The organism is Microbacterium sp. Nx66 (assembly GCF_904066215.1).
GTDB lineage: Bacteria > Actinomycetota > Actinomycetes > Actinomycetales > Microbacteriaceae > Microbacterium > Microbacterium meiriae.
Window position 1 is genome coordinate 1,928,773 of sequence record NZ_LR880474.1, and the last position, 18,569, is coordinate 1,947,341.

General features: G+C 70.1%; 17 protein-coding genes. 5 read left to right on the forward strand and 12 right to left on the reverse strand.

The features are described 5' to 3' along the window. Position 1: 1 nt before the first annotated feature. From MICNX66_RS09175 to MICNX66_RS09185, 3 genes are all read right to left on the reverse strand, one after another. Positions 2 to 3,154, reverse strand: a complete 3,153-nt coding sequence (locus MICNX66_RS09175) for an InlB B-repeat-containing protein (protein WP_187661621.1) — start codon at positions 3,152 to 3,154, stop codon at positions 2 to 4. Positions 3,155 to 3,437: 283 nt separating this feature from the next. Next, positions 3,438 to 4,040: a pyridoxine/pyridoxamine 5'-phosphate oxidase gene (locus MICNX66_RS09180; protein WP_187661622.1), complete on the reverse strand. Its 603-nt coding sequence runs from the start codon at positions 4,038 to 4,040 to the stop codon at positions 3,438 to 3,440. A gap of 22 nt (positions 4,041 to 4,062) precedes the next feature. Next, positions 4,063 to 5,661 carry an ABC-F family ATP-binding cassette domain-containing protein gene (locus tag MICNX66_RS09185; protein WP_187661623.1) on the reverse strand — a complete coding sequence of 533 codons (1,599 nt, stop codon included), beginning with the start codon at positions 5,659 to 5,661 and terminating at the stop codon, positions 4,063 to 4,065. A 128-nt stretch (positions 5,662 to 5,789) separates the two neighbouring features. Here MICNX66_RS09185 and MICNX66_RS09190 point away from each other — a divergent pair, with 128 nt between their 5' ends. The 4 genes from MICNX66_RS09190 (at position 5,790) to MICNX66_RS09205 (ending at position 9,792) form a co-directional block, all read left to right on the forward strand. Next, positions 5,790 to 6,443, forward strand: coding sequence for a DedA family protein (locus MICNX66_RS09190; protein ID WP_232089031.1), 654 nt, complete (start codon positions 5,790 to 5,792; stop codon positions 6,441 to 6,443). 5 nt (positions 6,444 to 6,448) lie between these two features. Beyond that, a complete protein-coding gene (locus MICNX66_RS09195) occupies positions 6,449 to 7,717 on the forward strand; it encodes a sensor histidine kinase (RefSeq protein ID WP_187661624.1) in 1,269 nt (422 codons plus the stop codon). Beyond that, positions 7,714 to 8,385 (forward strand): response regulator, encoded by a 672-nt coding sequence (locus tag MICNX66_RS09200; protein ID WP_062634324.1) that lies wholly within the window; start codon positions 7,714 to 7,716, stop codon positions 8,383 to 8,385. The genes MICNX66_RS09195 and MICNX66_RS09200 overlap by 4 nt, the downstream gene beginning before the upstream one ends. Positions 8,386 to 8,481: 96 nt before the next feature. Next, positions 8,482 to 9,792 carry an acyltransferase family protein gene (locus MICNX66_RS09205; RefSeq protein ID WP_187661625.1) on the forward strand — a complete coding sequence of 437 codons (1,311 nt, stop codon included), beginning with the start codon at positions 8,482 to 8,484 and terminating at the stop codon, positions 9,790 to 9,792. A 3-nt stretch (positions 9,793 to 9,795) separates the two neighbouring features. On the opposite strand, the gene MICNX66_RS09210 is transcribed toward MICNX66_RS09205, so the two are convergent. Then, on the reverse strand, positions 9,796 to 10,389 hold the full coding sequence (locus MICNX66_RS09210; RefSeq protein WP_187661626.1) for an energy-coupling factor transporter transmembrane component T: 594 nt from the start codon (positions 10,387 to 10,389) through the stop codon (positions 9,796 to 9,798). Further along, on the reverse strand, positions 10,386 to 11,102 hold the full coding sequence (locus tag MICNX66_RS09215; RefSeq protein WP_187661627.1) for an energy-coupling factor ABC transporter ATP-binding protein: 717 nt from the start codon (positions 11,100 to 11,102) through the stop codon (positions 10,386 to 10,388). Before MICNX66_RS09215 ends, MICNX66_RS09210 begins: the two co-directional genes overlap by 4 nt. A 50-nt stretch (positions 11,103 to 11,152) precedes the next feature. Between MICNX66_RS09215 and MICNX66_RS09220 the strand changes: the two genes are divergently transcribed. Then, complete coding sequence (locus MICNX66_RS09220; RefSeq protein ID WP_187661628.1) at positions 11,153 to 11,737, forward strand: TetR family transcriptional regulator; 585 nt, start codon at positions 11,153 to 11,155, stop codon at positions 11,735 to 11,737. On the opposite strand, the gene MICNX66_RS09225 is transcribed toward MICNX66_RS09220, so the two are convergent. The 7 genes from MICNX66_RS09225 to sufB form a co-directional block, all read right to left on the reverse strand. Continuing rightward, complete coding sequence (locus MICNX66_RS09225; RefSeq protein ID WP_187661629.1) at positions 11,700 to 13,070, reverse strand: MFS transporter; 1,371 nt, start codon at positions 13,068 to 13,070, stop codon at positions 11,700 to 11,702. The genes MICNX66_RS09220 and MICNX66_RS09225 overlap by 38 nt on opposite strands. Then, a complete protein-coding gene (locus tag MICNX66_RS09230; RefSeq protein WP_187661630.1) occupies positions 13,067 to 14,221 on the reverse strand; it encodes a MalY/PatB family protein in 1,155 nt (384 codons plus the stop codon). Before MICNX66_RS09230 ends, MICNX66_RS09225 begins: the two co-directional genes overlap by 4 nt. 94 nt (positions 14,222 to 14,315) lie before the next feature. After that, entirely contained in the window at positions 14,316 to 14,645 is a 330-nt protein-coding gene (locus MICNX66_RS09235) for a metal-sulfur cluster assembly factor (RefSeq protein WP_017202280.1), read from the reverse strand. Between the two features lie 9 nt (positions 14,646 to 14,654). Continuing rightward, positions 14,655 to 15,425, reverse strand: coding sequence for a Fe-S cluster assembly ATPase SufC (gene sufC, locus MICNX66_RS09240; protein WP_025103648.1), 771 nt, complete (start codon positions 15,423 to 15,425; stop codon positions 14,655 to 14,657). A gap of 3 nt (positions 15,426 to 15,428) precedes the next feature. Next, positions 15,429 to 15,755 (reverse strand): non-heme iron oxygenase ferredoxin subunit, encoded by a 327-nt coding sequence (locus MICNX66_RS09245; RefSeq protein ID WP_025103649.1) that lies wholly within the window; start codon positions 15,753 to 15,755, stop codon positions 15,429 to 15,431. Next, positions 15,752 to 16,957 carry a Fe-S cluster assembly protein SufD gene (gene sufD / locus MICNX66_RS09250; RefSeq protein WP_187661631.1) on the reverse strand — a complete coding sequence of 402 codons (1,206 nt, stop codon included), beginning with the start codon at positions 16,955 to 16,957 and terminating at the stop codon, positions 15,752 to 15,754. The genes MICNX66_RS09245 and sufD overlap by 4 nt, the downstream gene beginning before the upstream one ends. After that, positions 16,958 to 18,376 carry a Fe-S cluster assembly protein SufB gene (gene sufB / locus MICNX66_RS09255; RefSeq protein WP_136052486.1) on the reverse strand — a complete coding sequence of 473 codons (1,419 nt, stop codon included), beginning with the start codon at positions 18,374 to 18,376 and terminating at the stop codon, positions 16,958 to 16,960. It lies immediately after the preceding gene. Between the last annotated feature and the right edge of the window lie 193 nt (positions 18,377 to 18,569).

Here is an 18,569-nt window from a genome sequence, read left to right on the forward strand (position 1 = left end):
GTCAGCCCCGATGCCTCCGGCGCCGGGCCGTCATCGCCACGATCCCCGTGGCGAACAGGAGGGCTCCGAGGAGCAACGTGCCCCATGGGTCCCCTCCGGTGCGGGGAAGATGACCGCCACCGGGCTCCGTTCCGGAGCCGTTCGGAGGCGGCGTCGGCGCTGGCGGCGCGGGGGCGTCCTCCCAGACGGCGTAGAGGACGAGGTCGCCGGTGAGCGCCGAGATGCTGAGCCGGTCGAACGCCGGATCGGCGACCGTCGCGTCCGCGGACGTCGACCATCCGAGGAACGTGGTCCCGGGCCCTCTGAAGAGCAGGTCGAATGCTCCGGGATAGGTGATCGACGCCTCCGGAGGCCCTTCCCAGGCGACGGTGCCATCGGCCCCGCCGTTCTCACGGAAGGTCACGGCGAACGAGGGAGACGGATCGGCGTACACGGCGGTGAGCGTGATGTCCCGTCCGGCGAAGCGCACCGTGCGTCCGGCCTGGAAGAGTCCGTCGGCCGCTACGGGGCTCGTGATGATGCGCGCCACCGCGATCGTCGCGATGCGCCAGCCGACGAAGACATCGTCGTCCCGGGTCAGCCCCGCTCCGTCCACGACGATCGCACTCGATCCGGCGTCGTAGCCGAGAGGATCCGTCGGTACGGTGCCGCCGGTGTTGCCGTCCCCGTCGTAGCGGAGTGTGAAGGGAGCGGCCTCCGGCTGCTGCCACCGGGCGTAGAGATCGAGGTCGGCGCCGACCGGCGTGTCGAAGTCATACGGTACGAAGAAGCCTGCTGTCGTCCGCTGATACCAGCCGAGGAACGTCTGGCCGTCCGGTTGCGGCGGCAACGGATCCGGAGTGGTCGCCATCCCCTGGTCCTCCACCGTCTGCGTCAGATCGTCGATGGGCTCCGGGCTGGACGGGTGGTCGTAGAACCGGACGGTGTGCGGATCCGTCAGCCACCGCGCGTAGAGCACGAGGTTGCTGGCCGGCATCGTCGCTCCGTCGAACGTGAACGGCACGTTGAACTGGGAGTCGGTGTACCAGCCGAGGAAGACATCGCGACCACGGGTCGGGTCGGCGGGTGCCGAGGGCTCGAGCGCGGTCTCGAAGGGGATGCCTGTGACGGCGGGGATGGCTGTGCCCCCTCCGGTCACGAAGCTGAGCGTGTAGGTGTTGCGGCTGTAGAACTGGTAGCGGTACCGGTCGTTGACGTTCCCGCTGTTGTTGAGCTGATACAGATGACCCGACGCCTGGTCGAGCTGGAAGTAGTTGCCCTGCGTGTTCGTCCCCGCGCCATAGCCCACGTACGACGTGAAGCCGTCGATGACGCTGGCGACCTGCCGATCGCCGTTCGATGCCCAGTACCACGCGCTGCGGTACTGACCGAAGACCTGATGGCCGGAGGGCACGGAGGCACGGACAGCGGTCTTGTTGTTGGCGTACAGCGTCTCCACCCGCAACGGATCGTTCGGTACGCCGTCCGGCCCGAGCACGGCGTCCGGAGCGGGCTGCCCCTGGTCCAGCTCTTCCGCGTACTCGAATCGTTGCGTGAGGTTCTGGGTGCGCGCGGCAGCCATCTTCCCGGTCATCGTCGTCGTGCGGTTCGCGAGATCGACGGAACCGGTGTCCGCCCCGGCACCGGTGTAGACCGCGGTGAAGATCAGAGGGGTGAACTGCTGCGGCCCCCAGCCGCGGAGGACGCAGCTCTGGTTCTCGGTCCCGGCGTCGTAGGCGGTGATCAGGCCGGAGCCGTCCGTCTGCGACAACGGCACCGGCGCCACGCCCGCGGCCTGCATGTCGAAACCGATCTTCTCGCGGACCGAGAGCGTGCCGAGGAGCTGCGCGCCACCGGACACCGTCGAGGCGAAGTACGTGGCGCCGCCGACGTCCATGGTGATGTCGTAGGTGCCTGCCGCGGCGCACGCCGCGGGCACGTTCGCCGAGCTTCCCGGGGCGATGAGTCGGAAGTCCGTCCGCCACAGCGACCGCGTCAGGTAGACGTTCACCACCGTCGATCCGTCTCCCTGCACAGTGACATCCTGTTGGCTCACCGCTAGGTCGGCGAATGTCAGCGGATCCGACTGCACGACGGCGGGGTCGAGCTGCGCGCGCACGAGCTCCTTGATGGGCGTCGGGAGGTCGTCCTTCACGGTCGGGCCCCCGACGGTGGAACCCGCGGTCGCTGTCGACGCGATGTCGTCGAGGAAGAGGAAGTTCGCCGGGTCCGCCAACTGCGCGTCGCTGAGCCTCCCGTCCGCGTCGGTCCACGCGGGCGGCGTCGCTCCCGCGGCCGTGAACACCGGCGCCGGGTAGGACTCCGGGACCACGTTCGGCTTCTCGAGCCAGTAGCTGACGTGGTATTCGACGTCCTGCCCCTGCCAGCCGGCATAGAGCGTCGCGGTATCCGTCAGCGGGAGATCGACGGGTTGCGTGCGCGCCGCATCCGCCCACCACTGGGTGAAGGTGTAGCCCGTCCTCGTCGACGGCGTGATGGCCGCGAGATCCGCAGCCGTGAAGGCGGTGTCGGGCTCGACGACGAACTCGGGGGACACGGCAGTGCCGTCGGTCACGAACGACACCGCGAAGCCGGAGACGAGGATCGGCACCAGCCGGAAGTTCTCCGTGACAGGAGCAGCGAAATCGTAGGGCGTCCGGGTCGGGTCGTCCTCCCGGTACCACTCCCCCGTGAACACCTGCCCGTCCGGGACCTCGGCGACATCCGGTGCGATCTCCCCCAACGGCTCGCCGTCTCGCACCTCGTCGGCATCGATGATGCGGTCGGCGTCCTCTCCCGCGGGACCGGCGAGGAACTGCACGATCCGCGTGTCGGCGAACGTCGCCCGGACGACGAGGTCCGTCGTGATGACGGTGCTCTCGAACCGGAACGGCTCCTCGGCGCCGGGAGGTCCCGTGACCCAGCCGTCGAACGGTCCCTCCGCGGAGGTGGGCGCCGGCTGCCGAGGCGCCAGCCCTCCGGAGACGACGGCGACCTCAGCCACGGTGCTGCCGAGGGACTCGAACGTGACGGTGTGATACCCCCAGATGCCCGGGGTCGTCGGCCCGCCGACCGGGGCGGCCGCGAGAGCCGGAGCCGCGGTGACGACGGCGCCCCCGACTCCGAGGAGGACTGCCAGCGTGGCCGCGAGAGCCCGTCGTCGTGCCATGCGCATGTGTCGTCCCCCTCCGACGAGCAGATCGCTACAGTGTGCCACTCTGTTCCCCCCGGTTCCAGCCCCTCTCACCCCCGCCCTCACCCTGCCCTCTCACCCCGGCGAAGCTCGAAAACGCTCCTCCCCGCACGCTTCCAGGCACCTTTCCGATCCCGCACGGGTGTCCCCCGCGGCTACGGGATCGAAAACGGGCGTTCGTAAGCAACCGGGGGCGCGTTTTCGATCCCGCGCGAGACGACGGTGCGGGATCGAAAACGTGCCGTCCGAGTGAGGGGGCGGAGCGTTATCGATCGCTGGAGCTGGGATCGGCGCCGGTGGCGGTGTGCTGCCATCGGCCCTCGACGCGGCGGTAGACGATCCGGGTGTGGTTTCGATCCGGAGAGCCCTGCCAGAACTCGACTCGCGTCGGCACGACACGCCACAGCACCCAGTCCCCCGGATGGAGACCGGCGCGTGCGTCCTCGGAGCGGGCAGCGAGGTCGGCGTCGCTCTCCGCCGGGGACGCCTCCTCCACGGTTCCCCGCACCCGCACCACGCGTCGCTGCGGCTGCCACCACAGATTCAGGGCCGCGGCCGGACGCGCCTCGAGCTGCGTGGCCTTCCGTGAGGACCGTGCTCCGGCGAACGCCCAGCCACGCGCGTCCACGTCCTTGAGGATCAGCGTGCGCGCGTCCGGCAGGCCGTCCGCGTCGACGGTCGCGAGGGTCGCGGCGTGCGGTTCCGGAACGCCGTCTGCGGCCGCCGTGCGGAGCCAGTCGCGGAAGAGCGGCACCGGATCGTCGGGGAGGTCAGCGAGGCGCAGCGGTGGAGCCGTGCCGGTGAGGGCCGGCTGCGCGCGCAACCATACCGCGAGCTCCGAGGGAGGAAGGATCGACTGCTCGGCCATCCTCCGACTATGCCACGACCGGCTACGCGAGCTCGATGAGGTCCTGGTACTCCTGGCTCCAGATGTCCTCGACGCCGTCGGGCAGGATGAGGACGCGCTCCGGGTTCAGCGACTGCACCGCGCCGGGGTCGTGCGACACGAGCACCACGGCACCCTCGTAGTGGGCCAGAGCCCCGAGAATCTCCTCGCGCGAGGCCGGGTCGAGATTGTTCGTGGGCTCGTCGAGCAGCAACAGGTTCGCGGACGACACGACGAGGGTCGCCAGCGACAGTCGCGTCTTCTCACCGCCGGAGAGCACGCCGGCCGGCTTGAGGACGTCGTCGCCGGTGAACAGGAACGAGCCGAGGACCTTGCGCGCCTCGGTCTCGGTGATGTGCGGGGCCGCCGACACCATGTTCTCCAGCACCGAGCGGCCGACGTCGAGGTTCTCGTGCTCCTGCGCGTAGTACCCGACCTTGAGGCCGTGGCCGGGCTCGAGCTGGCCGGTGTCCGGCTGGTCGACGCCCGCGAGCATGCGCAGCAACGTCGTCTTTCCCGCACCGTTGAGTCCGAGCACGACGACCTTGGAGCCACGGTCGATCGCGAGGTCGACGTCGGTGAAGATCTCCAGCGAGCCGTACGACTTCGACAGTCCGGACGCCATGAGCGGGGTCTTGCCACAGGGCGCCGGCTTCGGGAACCGCAGCTTCGCGACGCGGTCCTCCTGACGCACGTCTTCCAGGCCCGACAGGAGCTTCTCCGCGCGGGCGAGCATCTGGTGCGCGGCCGCCGCCTTGGACGCCTTGGCTCCGAAGCGCGCCGCCTGCTGCTGGAGAGTGGTCGCCTTCTTCTCCGCGTTGGCCCGCTCCTTCTTGCGGCGCTCCTCATCCGCGGCGCGCTGACGCAGGTAGTTCTTCCAGTTCATGTTGTAGATGTCGATGACCTGGCGGTTGGCGTCGAGGTAGAAGACGCGGTTGACGGTCTCGCCGACGAGCTCGACGTCGTGGCTGATGACGATCAACCCGCCCTTGTAGTTCTTGAGGAACTCCCGCAGCCACACGACGCTGTCCGCGTCGAGGTGGTTGGTCGGCTCGTCGAGGATCATCGTCTGGGCGTCGGAGAAGAGGATGCGCGCGAGCTCGATTCGACGGCGCTGTCCACCGGAGAGGGTCGACAGCGGCTGGTCGAGGATGCGGTCCGGCAGCGAGAGGTTGTGCGCGATCGACGCCGCCTCGGCCTCGGCCGCGTAGCCGCCCTGCGCCTCGAACTTCTCGGTGAGCGCCCCGTAGCGCTTCATCGCCTTCGCCGCGACCGCGGGGTCGTCCGAGCCCATCGCGAGCGAGGCCTCGGTCATGCCGAGGTTGAGCTGGCCGAGGCCGCGGGCGTCGAGGATGCGGGTACGGGCGAGATCCTCCGGGTTGCCCGAACGCGGGTCCTGCGGCAGGTAGCCGAGTTCGCCGGAGCGGGTGACGGTACCACCGGAGGGCAGCACGTCGCCGGCGAGCACCTTGGTGAGTGTCGTCTTGCCCGCACCGTTGCGTCCGACGAGGCCGATCTTGTCGCCGTCGGACACACGGAACGAGACGTTCTCCATCAGCAGGCGCGCGCCAACGCGGATCTCGAGGTCGTGCACGGCAAGCACAGCGGACGTCCGTTCGTTCGGGAGGAGGGTGATGGCCGAGCGGCCAGCCTCCCAGTATATGCCGCTGCGACGGCGCTGATCGCCGACAAGATCCCTCTGCAGGGTGACCGAGGCGATACCGGGGAGTGATGACCCGCCCCGCACCCGCTGCCTACGGTGCTGGAGTGGACATCCTCAACGACCTCATCCTGCAGGCGATCGCCTCCCCGTGGCTGTACGCGGTGCTCTTCGCGGTGACCGTGATCGACGGGTTCTTCCCTCCGGTCCCGAGCGAGACGGTCCTCGTCGCCGCGGCGGCCGTCGCCGCGTCCACCGGCGACGGCAACATCCTGCTGCTCGGGGCGGTCGCCGCCCTGGGCGCCGCGATCGGCGACAACATCGCGTTCCTCATCGGTCGCCGGCTCGGCACCACGAGGTTCGCGTGGATGCGCCGCCCTCGCGTCGCCGCCGCGTTCGCCTACGCGCAGCATGCTCTCGACCGCCGCAGCGCGACGCTGATCCTCGGCGCGCGATACATCCCGATCGGTCGCGTGGCCGTGAACATGTCCGCCGGAGCGCTCGGGTTCCCCTGGCGGCGGTTCCTCCCGCTGAGCCTCATCGCCGGTGTCAGCTGGAGCGTGTTCAGCCTCGCGATCGGGTTGCTCGCCGGTGCCTGGCTGCACGACCAGCCCGTGCTCAGCGCCGCCATCGGCGTCGTCATCGCCCTGATCGTCGGCATCGTCATCGACCGGATCGCCGCGCTCCGCCGCCGCCGTACGGCGGTCCCGCACCTGGCAGGATGAGACGCATGGCACGCCGCCGAGAGCGCACCCCGCGCCCGTCACGGATCAGCCGTCGCACCGGCGCCCTCGTGGCGCTGACCACGGCGGTCGTCGTGCTGTACGCGCTCCTCGTCCCGCTCCAGACGGTGCTCTCGGGCACGCCGCTGCCGCTGTCTTTCCTGCTCGGTGCCGCCGTGTGCGGGCCTCCCCTGCTCGTCCCCTCCCGTCCGCGGACCGCGATCGTCGTGTTCGCCGCCGGCGCCTTCCTGCTCCCTCTCCTCGTCGAGCCGGCGCGGGCGATCCAGTCCCCGTGGCCGTGGTCGGTACCGGCACTGCTCGCGTTCGTCCTCTTCGTGGGCGTGATGTCCTTCGTGCAGGGAGCCCGACTCGGCGCCCTCACCCTCGTGATCGGCGCACTCACCTCCCTGACGGCGCCCCTGCTGCGGCCGGACATGGTCGCGACACCGGCGAGCTCCGGGAGCGTCACCGCCAACCTGATCGTGACGACCTCGGTCGCCGCCGCGATGTTCCTCATCGCCGTCCTCGTCGCCGGCCGCGTGCGGGTGGCGGCCGAGCTGACCAGGGAGAAGGAGCACAGCGCCCTGGAGGAGTCGCGGCGCGCCCTCGTGGAGGAGCGCACCCGTATCGCCAGGGAGCTGCACGACGTCGTGGCGCACAGCATGTCGGTGATCCAGGTGCAGGCGTCGACCGCACGCTACCGGATCGCGGACCTCGATGCCGACGCGGCGGCCGAGTTCGACGACATCGCCGCCACCGCTCGCTCCTCGCTCACCGAGATGCGGCGCATGCTGGGGGTGCTCCGCACGGAGGACCAGCATGCCGAGCTCGCACCGCAGCAGGGACTGGACGACGTGCCGGCCCTCGTCGACACCATCCGACGCGCCGGCGTGGAGGTCGGTCTCGTGCTGGAGGGGATCGAGGCGGCCTCGGCCGCCGGACCCGGTGTGCAGATCGCCGCCTTCCGCATCGTGCAGGAGGCACTGAGCAACGCCGTCCGCCATGCCCCCGGAGCACGGGTCACCGTCCGCCTTCACGCCGATGCCGGCAGACTGCACATCCGGGTGCGCAACGCGGCACCCCCGCAGCCGGTCGAGAACCCCACCGGGGGCTACGGCCTCCGGGGAATGCGCGAGCGCGCAGAGCTGCTGGGCGGGAGCCTCGCGGCCGGCCCGTCCGACGACGGGGGCTGGACGGTCGACGCCACCCTGCCCCTGTCCCCCGCGGCATCAGCGGCCGCCCCGACCGCCCCGGCGGAAGACAAGGAGAACTCGTGACGATCAGCGTGCTCATCGCCGACGATCAGGCGATGGTCCGCGCCGGCTTCGCCGCCCTGCTGGACGCCCATGAGGGCATCCGCGTGGTGGGTCAGGCCGCGGACGGCGCAGAAGCCGTCACGCTCGCCGCGCGGCTCGACCCCGACGTCATCCTCATGGACGTCCGCATGCCGGAGCTCGACGGCATCGAGGCCACCCGGCGCATCCTGGGCCCGTCGTACCCGGCCGCGCACGTGCCGCGGATCCTCATGCTCACCACGTTCGACATCGACGACTACGTCTACGACGCCCTCGCCGCCGGCGCCAGCGGCTTCCTCCTCAAGGACGCCCTCCCGGAGGAGCTCGTGCATGCCGTCCGCGTGGTGGCGGGGGGCGATGCGCTCCTCGCCCCGAGCGTGACGCGGCGGATGATCGAACAGTTCGCCGGACGGCGGCCGGCATCACGCAGGTCAGCGACCGCCCTCGCCGATCTCACCGACCGGGAGCGCGAGGTGCTCGTCCTCATCGGCAAGGGCCGCTCCAACACGGAGATCGCGGGCGACCTGTTCATCGCCGAGCAGACCGTGAAGACCCACGTCGGCAAAGTGCTCGCGAAACTCGGTCTCCGCGACCGCGTGCACGCCGTCATCCTCGCCTACGACACCGGTCTGGTCGAACCCTCCGCCTGAGTCACCCCTGCGTAGGGGTCAGGACGGCACCACGGGGTGATGTCGTGCCGACCACCGCGTCCATAGCCTCCGAGGACACCGTTCCCAGGAGGACTCATGGTCATCGCCGCGGCTCCACGCCTCAGCACCCCCGCCCCCGCCGTATCCGCCCCCACCGGCCACCGCGACACCGGCATCGACGTCGTCCGGGCACTGTGCGTGCTCGGCGTCGTCCTGCTGCACGCCGTCATGGTGGGGGTCACGGTGTCCGAGTCCGGGCCGGTGTTCGAGAACGCGAGCGACGGCACGGGCTGGATCGCGCCGCTGAGCTGGCTGCTGCAGGTGATGCCGCTCTTCTTCGTGATCGGAGGGTTCTCCGGACTCCTCGCCTACCGCCGCCTCCGCGACCGCGGCGGGAGCGCCACCGCCTTCGTGGCCGGTCGGGTGCACCGGCTCCTGCGTCCGGCCCTGTTCACCATCGCCGCGGTCGGCATCGCTCTCGCCGTGCTCACCGTCGTCGGGGTCTCCCCGGATCTCATCGCGGTCGCGGGTTTCCGGTACGGGCAGCCCCTGTGGTTCCTCGGGGTCTTCCTGCTGTGCCAGGCCCTCCTCCCCGCCTTCGTCGCGCTGCACGACCGCGCGCCGCTGCGGACCATCGCTCTCCTCGCCGCTGCGGCCGTCGCGGTCGACGTGCTGCGCGCCACGACCGGGAACGACGCCCTGGGTTTCCTCAACCTCGCCTTCGTCTGGCTGACGATGCAGCAGCTCGGGTTCTTCCTCGCCGACGGACGCGTGGATGCACTGCGGCCCGGAGTCCGCGTGGCGATCGGCACCGGCTCCCTCGGGCTCCTCGTCGCACTCTTCCTCGGGGGCGTGTACTCCCCCGACCTCATCGCCAACATCAACCCGCCGACAGCCGCCCTCCTGCTGGTCGGGCTCATCCACACGACCCTGTTCTCCCTGTACCGCGACCGGATCGGACGCTTCAGCCGGCACACCCCGGTGGCCGCGTTCACCGCGTTCGTGACCCGGCGCACGATGACCATCTACCTCTGGCACATGCCGGTGCTGTTGGTGATGGCCGGAGCGACAGCGCTGGCAGCGATCGTCGGGGGGCTCAGCCTGCCCGCACTCGACAGCGTGGAATGGTGGGCAGCCCGCCCGCTGTGGCTGGTGACGGCACTCGTCCTCACCGCCCTGGTCGCCGTGCGCGTCGATCGCTTCGAGAACCACCCCTCGCCGACGGCGACGGACTCGCGCCGCCGCCTGGTGCTGGGGACCGCCGTGGGGCTCACGGCGGTGGTGCTGCTCCTCGTCCTCGGTACGACGGTCTCCACTGCGGCGCTCGCCGTGCTGCTGCTCGTGGCTGCGCTGCGGCTCGCCGGCCGCTCCGGGAGCGCCGTCCCCGCCCCCGCCGTCGTGGCGTGACCGTCAGCCGACCCCGCGGGCGGCGAGGGCATCACCGACCTGGTCCGCGTGGCGGAGCGTCATGACGAGCAGGGGCACCACGCCACGCACACCCAGTCGCACACCGCGGGCGCGCTCCGCATCGCGCACCCGCTGTGCGAAGCCCGCGACGACGGGCACCATCGTCAGGGTGAGCGACACCGCCATCGACACCGCCTCGGGGTCCACCCCGACACGGCGCAGCGGCCGCAGGAGGCGCTGCAGCACCTCCAGGAGGTCGGACATGCGCGTGGTCAGGGTGAGGAGCGCGGCGAGCAGCAGCAATGCGGCGACCCGCCCGGTGCTCATCCAGGCGGCCACGGGAGACACGAAGACGGCGAGGGCGATCGCGAGCACGAGCAGGACCGCACGCAGCCGCCACAGCTCGATCAGGGCGGCGGAGAGCGGCACACCTCCGATCGGGTAGAGCGCGAGCACGGCCGCGAGGCAGACGGCGATGCTGACCGGCCCGTGCGGGAACAGGGTCATCGCGAGCGCCGCGAGGGCGAGGCCCGCCAGCTTCGGTCCGGCCGGCACCCTCGACAGGAGCCCCGGTACGAGCGGCCGGGACGGGATCACGCGCACAACCGGCGATAGCGCGCGATGACCGCCTCGGGATCTCCCTGCTCGACGACACGCCCGCCGTCGAAGAGGACGGCCGTGTCGCAGCGCGCGGCGAGCTCGAGATCGTGGGTGACGATGAGCACCTGCGCGTCCTGCGCCAGGAGGAGGTCTCCGATCCGCCGGGCGTTGCGCAGGTCGAGGAGCGTAGTCGGTTCGTCCGCCACGATCAGTGCCGGCTCGGAGAGGAGCACCGCGGCGAGGGCCAGCATCTGCTTCTGGCCTCCCGAGAGCGACGACGCCGGGATGTCGGCGTGGGCGCCGAGACCGTGCCGATCCAGCGTCTCCTGCACGCGGGCGGCGATGTCCCCACGGGGCCGCCCTCGGAGGGACAGCGCGAGATCCTCGGCCGGGGTCGGCATCAGGATCTGGGCATCCGGATCGGTGAAGACGAAGCCCACCCGGCGGCGGACGGCGGTCCGCTCTCGGAGCGCGTCGAGGCCGTGGACGGTGACCGTTCCCGTGGTCGGCGTCATGAGGCCGTTCAGCAATCGGGCGAACGTCGACTTCCCGGAGCCGTTCGCACCGATCACGGCGATGCGCGGCGCGGTGAGTTCCAGCGTCACGTCGTCGAGCAGAACGCGGCCGTCGACCGTCACGCCCACGCCGTCGAGACGCACCGTTCCCGGCTCCGCGAGCGTCGCGGTCGTCCCCGGCTGCCGCCTGCGCATTCATCCTCCTGAACACCGTTCACCTGAACGCCGTTCACTATAGTGGGGGCATGAGTCCCGACACGAATCCCGCCCGTCACGACCGGGACAGCGTCTCGCGGACGGCCCTCTCCCTCCTCGACGAGGTGGGGCTGGCCGACCTCTCCATGCGCCGCATCGCGGCTCGGCTCGACGTGCAGCCCAGCGCTCTCTACTGGCACGTGGCGAACAAGCAGGAGCTCCTCGCCGACCTCGCCGACCGGATCACCGCCGGGGTTCCCGCCGGAGACGGCGGGGTCCTCACGACTGCCCGCGCGCTCCGCGACGCCCTCTTCGCCTACCGCGACGGCGCGGAGCTCGTGCTCAGCACGTACGCGCTCCAGCTGGGCTCGGCCCACGCCCGCGAAGCTCTGGTCGCGGCCCTCCGCGCGGAGGGAGCTCAGGACGCCGAGGACCGCGGCGCCGCGATCCTGCATTTCGTGCTCGGTCATGCGACCCTCGTCCAGCAGCGAATGCACGCCGACAGTCACGGCGCCCTCCCGTCCTCCAGCGAGGTCGACGTCACGGCGGGTCTGGACCGGGTGTTCGACCTCGGTGTGATCGCCCTCGCCGGTGAGCTCAGCGCACCGAAGACTCCGCGGCGTGCCCGAGCCTGAGCCCGGGGATCACCGCGAGCAGCACCAGCCCGACGCCGAGGACGAACACGACCGCGAACGCATCCGCCCGGCCACCCAGAGTGGCGACGGCGAGCCCCGCCAGCGCGATCGCGACCGCCGAACCCGTCGCGTCCGAGATCGAGAGCGCCGAGGAGTTGAATCCCTGGTTCGTCTCATCCGAGTAGGCGAGGGTCAGCACGGTGAGCCGCGGGTACAGCAGCCCCATGCCGCCCCCGGCGAACGCCCACCCGACGATCACGAAGATCGGGGAGGCGTCGAACGCCGCGGCGGCCAGCACGCAGAGCATCGCCACGAGCAACGCTCCCAGGCTGAGAGCCGTGATGCGGTGGTTGCCCAGCCGCTCACCGTAGCGACCCTGCGCGGCGGACGCACCGGCCCACGCGAAGGCGGCCAGCATGAGGGCGACCCCGGCCCAGGTGGCGGAGAAGTCGAACTTCCGCATGAGCAGGTACGGGATGTAGGCCTCCGCGGCGAAGAACGCGCCGGCCGCCACGCCGCGCATGAGCACGACGCTGGGAAGGCCGGCGCCGGCGCGCAGCGTGCGTCGCGGCAGAAGGGGCAGCACGGCGACACCGATCGCGAGCACGGCTCCCAGCGCGACCGGCCAGCCGATCGCCGGATCGAGCTCGGCGGACAGTCCGATCACCACCGCGAGCACCGCGACGACGACGGCGAGCGAGAGGCGCGTGAGCAGCGCCCGCCGGTCCTGCGGCTCCCCGCGGCCGAGGTCGACACCGCGCAAGCGGATCGCGATCATGGAGAACGCGATCGCGGTCAGCACCGCCACGCCCAGGAACGCCCATCGCCAATCGAGGTACTCCGCCACCGCTCCCGCGAGGAAGGGCCCGATCATCGACGGCACCACCCAGGCGGCCGCGAATGCCGCGAACACCCGCCCGTGCAGGTACGGCGGATACAGCCGCGCGACGACGACGTACAGAGCGACGGTCTGGCCACCGGCACCGAGCCCCTGCACCAGTCGTCCGATCAGGAACTGGGGCATCGTCGCCGCGAACCCGGAGATCAGCAGGCCGAGGATGAAGAGGGTGACGGCGGCGTACAGCGCGCCGCGCGGACCGCGCGCGTCCGACCAGGAACCGGCCGCGACCATCCCGATCACGCTGGTCGCGAGGGTGCCCGCGAAGGCGACGGCGTACAGCGACTGGCCGTCCAGGGCATCGCTGACGATCGGCATGACCGTCGTCACCGCGAGGGCCTCGATCGCGGCGAGGAAGATCAGGGCGACAGCGCCCAGAGTCACCCAGACCCGGCTGCGGTCCCAGATCGTGGCGGTCGGCTCCGCAGCCGTCATCGCTCGACGAGCGCGGCGATGCGCTCGATCGCCTCGGTGAGGATCTCGGGGCTGGTGCCGAAGTTGAGCCGCACGTGTCCGGCCCCTTCCTCCCCGAAGGCCGGGCCGAGGTGCAGCGCGACTTTCGCGTCGCGGAGGATCTGCCGGGCGGGATTGTCGCCCCAGCCGAGTGCCGAGAGGTCGATCCACGCGAGGTACCCCGCGTCCGGAATGCGGTAGCGGGCGGCGGGCAGGTGACGGGCGAGGAGATCTTCCAGCAGCACGCGGTTCTCGTCGAGAGTGCGCAGGAGGCCGTCGAGCCAGGCGTCGCTCTCCTCCGAGAATGCGGCGACGGCCGCGAGCAGACCGAACTGTCCCGTCCGCCACTCCACCTCGACCGGCAGGTCGCGAACGACCGCGGACGTCTCTTCCGCGGCGGTCACCATGAGCGCGCACTTCAGTCCCGCGAGATTGAACGCCTTGCTCGCGCTGACGACGGCATAGCCGACCCGGGCGGCCGCGTCGCTCGTGGCGAGGAAGGGCGTGAAGCCCGCGCCGGGCTGCGCGAGCGGTGCATGGATCTCGTCCGAGACGACCGTCGCGCCGAACTCCTCGGCCAGGTCAGCCAGCGCGGCCAGCGTCTCCCGATCGTGCACGGTGCCCGTCGGGTTGTGCGGGTTGCAGAGGAGGATGGCCGTCGCGCCGTCCTCGAACGCGGCGCGGATCCCGTCGAGGTCGAGCTCCCACCGCGTCCCCGTGTCGCGCAGCGGCACCCGCTGCACCTCGGCTCCCGCCTCGGCGACGAGGTCGTAGAAGGGCGGGTAGACCGGAGGCGTCACGACGACGCGCTCCCCCGGCTGCGTGACGCGGCGGAGGATCTCGACGATGCCCATGCTCACGTCCGCCGTGCTGCGCATCCGTGCGGGGTCGGGACGCCAGCCGAAGCGGCGCTCCGCGAAACCCGCGTAGGCCTCCGCGAGCGGTGTCCGCGAGGCGATGTACCCGGTGTCCCCGAGGTCCAGCGCCCGCTGCAGAGCGGCGGTGATGGGCGGAGCGAGCGGGAAGTCCATCTCCGCGACGAAGAGGGGCAGCACGTCCTCGGGATACTCCCGCCACTTCTCGCTGGTGCGCTCGCGCAGCTCCGACAGCGGCAGGGCCTTGACCGACAGCATTCGTCCTCCGATTTCTCTCCGCGCCGATGCGGAGACGTCGAAGCGGGCGTGCCCGGCACGCCCGCTTCGTCTGGTGGTCAGGTGACCGGAACGCTCAGATCGCGAAGCCGAGAGCACGCATCATGTCGCGTCCGTCGTCCGTGATCCGCTCGGGTCCCCACGGCGGCATCCACACCCAGTTGATGCGGAAGCGGTCCACGACGTTGTCCAGGGCCTGCGCCGTCTGGTCTTCGAGGACATCCGTGAGCGGGCAGCCCGCACTGGTCAGCGTCATGTGGATGACGAGAGCGTCGTTCTCGTCATCCCAGGCGAGGTCGTAGATGAGCCCGAGGTCGACGACGTTGATCCCGAGCTCAGGATCCATCACGTCCTTGAGGGCCTCGGTGACCGCGTCGTACTTCTCGTCCGTCAGGGTCGCTGTCATGCGATCAGCCTACGCCTCGATGGGAGCGGAGGGGTCGAGGAACCGGTCGTAGCCCTCGTTCTCCAGACGGTCGGCGAGCTCGGGTCCGCCCTCCTCGACGATCTTGCCCGCGACGACCACGTGGACGTAGTCCGGGCGGATGTAGCGGAGGATCCGGGTGTAGTGCGTGATGAGCAGCACACCGAGACCGGTGGACTCCTTCGCGCGGTTGACACCCTCGGAGACGATCTTCAGCGCGTCCACGTCGAGGCCGGAGTCGGTCTCGTCGAGCACGGCGAACTTCGGCTTGAGCACCTCGAGCTGGAGGATCTCGTGGCGCTTCTTCTCGCCACCCGAGAAGCCCTCGTTGACGTTGCGCTGCGCGAACTTCGGGTCCATGCGGAGGTTGGCCATGGACTCCTTGACGTCCTTGGTCCACTGCCGGATCGAGGGCGCCTCGCCGTCGAGCGCGGTCTTCGCGGTGCGCAGGAAGTTCGTCACGGTCACGCCGGGGATCTCGACCGGGTACTGCATGGCGAGGAACAGGCCGGCGCGGGCGCGCTCGTCGACGCTCATCGCCAGGACGTCCTCACCGTCGAAGGTGATGGAGCCAGAGGTGACCGTGTACTTCGGGTGGCCGGCGATCGTGTAGGCCAGGGTGGACTTGCCGGAGCCGTTGGGGCCCATGATGGCGTGGGTCTCACCGGTGTTCATGGTGAGGGTGATTCCGTTGAGGATCGGGGTGGTCCCCGCCTCGGTCTCGACCGTCACATGCAGGTCGCGGATCTCGAGAACAGACATTCTTCAGACTTCCTTCGTCACAGCGGGATCGATGAGCACGTCGTCGCCGTCGATCTCGACGACGTAGACCGGAACGGGCTCATATGCGGGGAGATTCTGGGGCTTGCCGGTGATCAGGGAGAACGCCGAGCCATGAGCCCAGCACTCCACCGTGTCGCCTTCCACGAAGCCCTCGGACAGCGAGATGTCGCCGTGGGTGCAGGTGTCGCCGATGGCGTGGATGACGCCCTCGCCGTCCTTGATGACCGTGATCGGCACACCGTCCGGCTCGACGCGCAGCGGCGTGTCCTGCTCCAGCTCGGAGACGCCGCAGACGCGCTGCGCGGTCACGCGTTCACCTCGGCGAGCTCGGCCTCGATGGCGGCCAGCAGCTCCGACTCCAGGTCGGGGATGCCGAGGCGCAGCACGATGTCGGTGAGGAAGCCGAGAACCACCAGGCGGCGGGCCTCGTCCTCCGGGATGCCGCGAGCCTGGAGATAGAAGAGCTGCTCGTCGTCGAAGCGGCCGGTGGCACTCGCATGCCCGGCGCCGACGATGTCGCCCGTCTCGATCTCGAGGTTCGGGATGGAGTCGGCGCGCGCGCCCTCCGTGAGCACCAGGTTGCGGTTGGCCTCGTACGAGTCGGTGCCGGTGGCATCCGCACCGATCAGCACGTCGCCGATCCACACGCTGTGGGCGCTCTCGCCCTGCAGCGCGCCCTTGTAGAGCACGTCGCCGGTCGTGTGCGGGCCCTTGTGGTGCAGGTACACCTGGCTCTCCAGGTGCTGGCCGGAGTCGGCGTAGGACAGCCCGTACAGGTAGCCCTCGGAGCCGGCACCGGCGAGCTCGACGCTCGGGTTCACGCGCACCACGCCGCCGCCGAAGCTCACGACGAAGTGCTTGAGGGTGGCGTCGGCCGCGACTCGCGCCTGGTGGGCGGCCGCGTGCACGGCGTCATCGTCCCACTGCTGCACGGAGACGACCGTGAGCTTCGCCCCGTCACGGACGATGATCTCGACGTTCTGGGCGTACTGCGCCGAGCCCTTGTGCTGCAGCACCACCGTGGCGGAGCTGTGCTCGAGGGCCTCGATCACGATGTGGGCATCCGCCCGGCGGTCGGCTCCGGTGCCCGTGAGCGACACGAAGATCGGCGCCGCGACCTCCTCCTCGCGCGGGATGCGGATGTGCAGCGCCTCGGAGGCGCCCTGCCACGCGACGGCGGCGGTGATGTCCTCGGCGAGGAAGACCTCGCCACGCGGAGCGGTTCCCGCCGTGAGCGGTGCGGCGACGTACTGCTCGCCGGACGTGAAGGAGTACTGCACGCCCTCCTCGCCCTCCGCGGTGCGGAACAGCGGCGTGAGTGCGGCCACCGGCGTGTGCTTCCAGTTCACCTCGCGACCGGTCGGCGTGCCGAAGTCGTCCGGGTCGAACGAGTGCGGGCGCTCGGAGCGGGTCTGCACCGGGACGAATCCCGCGTCCGCCACCTGGGCGGCCGGGTCGATGTGCGCGTTCGTGTGCTGCGCCTCGCTGGGCGCTGTCGTCGAGGCCGCCATTTAGCCGACCGATCCTTCCATGCCCATCTCGATGAGCTTGTTCAGTTCCATCGCGTACTCCATGGGCAGCTCGCGCGCGATCGGCTCGATGAAGCCGCGCACGATCATCGCCATCGCCTCGTCCTCGGGCATGCCGCGGGACTGCAGGTAGAAGAGCTGCTCCTCGCTGACCTTCGAGACCGTGGCCTCGTGCCCGAGCTGCACGTCGTCGACACGGATGTCGATCGCCGGGTAGGTGTCGGAGCGCGACTTCGTGTCCACGAGCAGCGCGTCGCAGCGGACGGTGTTGGCGGAGTGGTGCGCAGCGGCGTCGACACGGACCTCGCCGCGGTAGCCGGCACGGCCACCGCCACGCGCGATCGACTTCGAGACGATCGACGACTGCGTGTACGGCGCCATGTGGATCATCTTCGCGCCGGCGTCCTGGTGCTGGCCGGGACCGGCGAACGCGACGGAGAGGGTCTCGCCCTTGGCGTGCTCGCCCATCAGGTAGATCGACGGGTACTTCATCGTCACCTTGGAGCCGATGTTCCCGTCGACCCACTCCATGGTCGCGCCCTCGTGCGCCACGGCGCGCTTGGTGACCAGGTTGTAGACGTTGTTCGACCAGTTCTGGATCGTCGTGTAGCGCACACGGGCGTTCTTCTTCACGATGATCTCGACGACGGCCGAGTGCAGGGAGTCCGACTTGTAGATCGGGGCCGTGCAGCCCTCGATGTAGTGGACGTAGCTGTCCTCGTCGGCGATGATCAGGGTCCGCTCGAACTGGCCCATGTTCTCGGTGTTGATGCGGAAGTAGGCCTGCAGCGGGATCTCGACGTGCACGCCCTTGGGGACGTAGACGAACGATCCGCCCGACCAGACGGCGGTGTTCAGCGCGGCGAACTTGTTGTCGCCCGCCGGGATGACGGTGCCGAAGTACTCCTCGAAGAACTCGGGGTGCTCGCGCAGGGCGGTGTCGGTGTCCATGAAGATGACGCCCTGCTGCTCCAGGTCCTCGCGGATCTGGTGGTACACGACCTCGGACTCGTACTGCGCGGCGACGCCGGCGACGAGACGCTGACGCTCGGCCTCGGGGATGCCCAGGCGCTCGTACGTCTCGCGGATCTCCTCGGGGAGGTCTTCCCAGCTCTGCGCCTGCTTCTCGGTGGAGCGGACGAAGTACTTGATGTTGTCGAAGTCGATGTCGCTGAGGTCGGCGCCCCACGTCGGCATCGGCTTGCGGCCGAAGAGCTGATAGCCCTTGAGGCGGGTCTTCAGCATCCACTCCGGCTCGTTCTTGAGGGCCGAGATCCCGCGGACGACCTCTTCGGAGATCCCGCGTTTGGCGACGGCACCCGCGGCATCCTCATCGTGCCAGCCGAATTCGTACACCCCCAGACCATCGAGCTCCGGGCGGTCGATCAGCACATCCGACATGCAACACTCTCCTCACAGGTCCCAAACGGTGTCATCCGCCCCGACACACCTGATCCCCGTCGAGTCTGCGGGAGCGGGTGCCGTTGGTGGGCCCTCATCACGGGCGCTTCCATCGCGCCTAAACTGTTGACGATGCTTCAGCGCTGTCAGCGCTCATCGCAACAATCCGATTCTACAGGTTCCGCCTGACGGA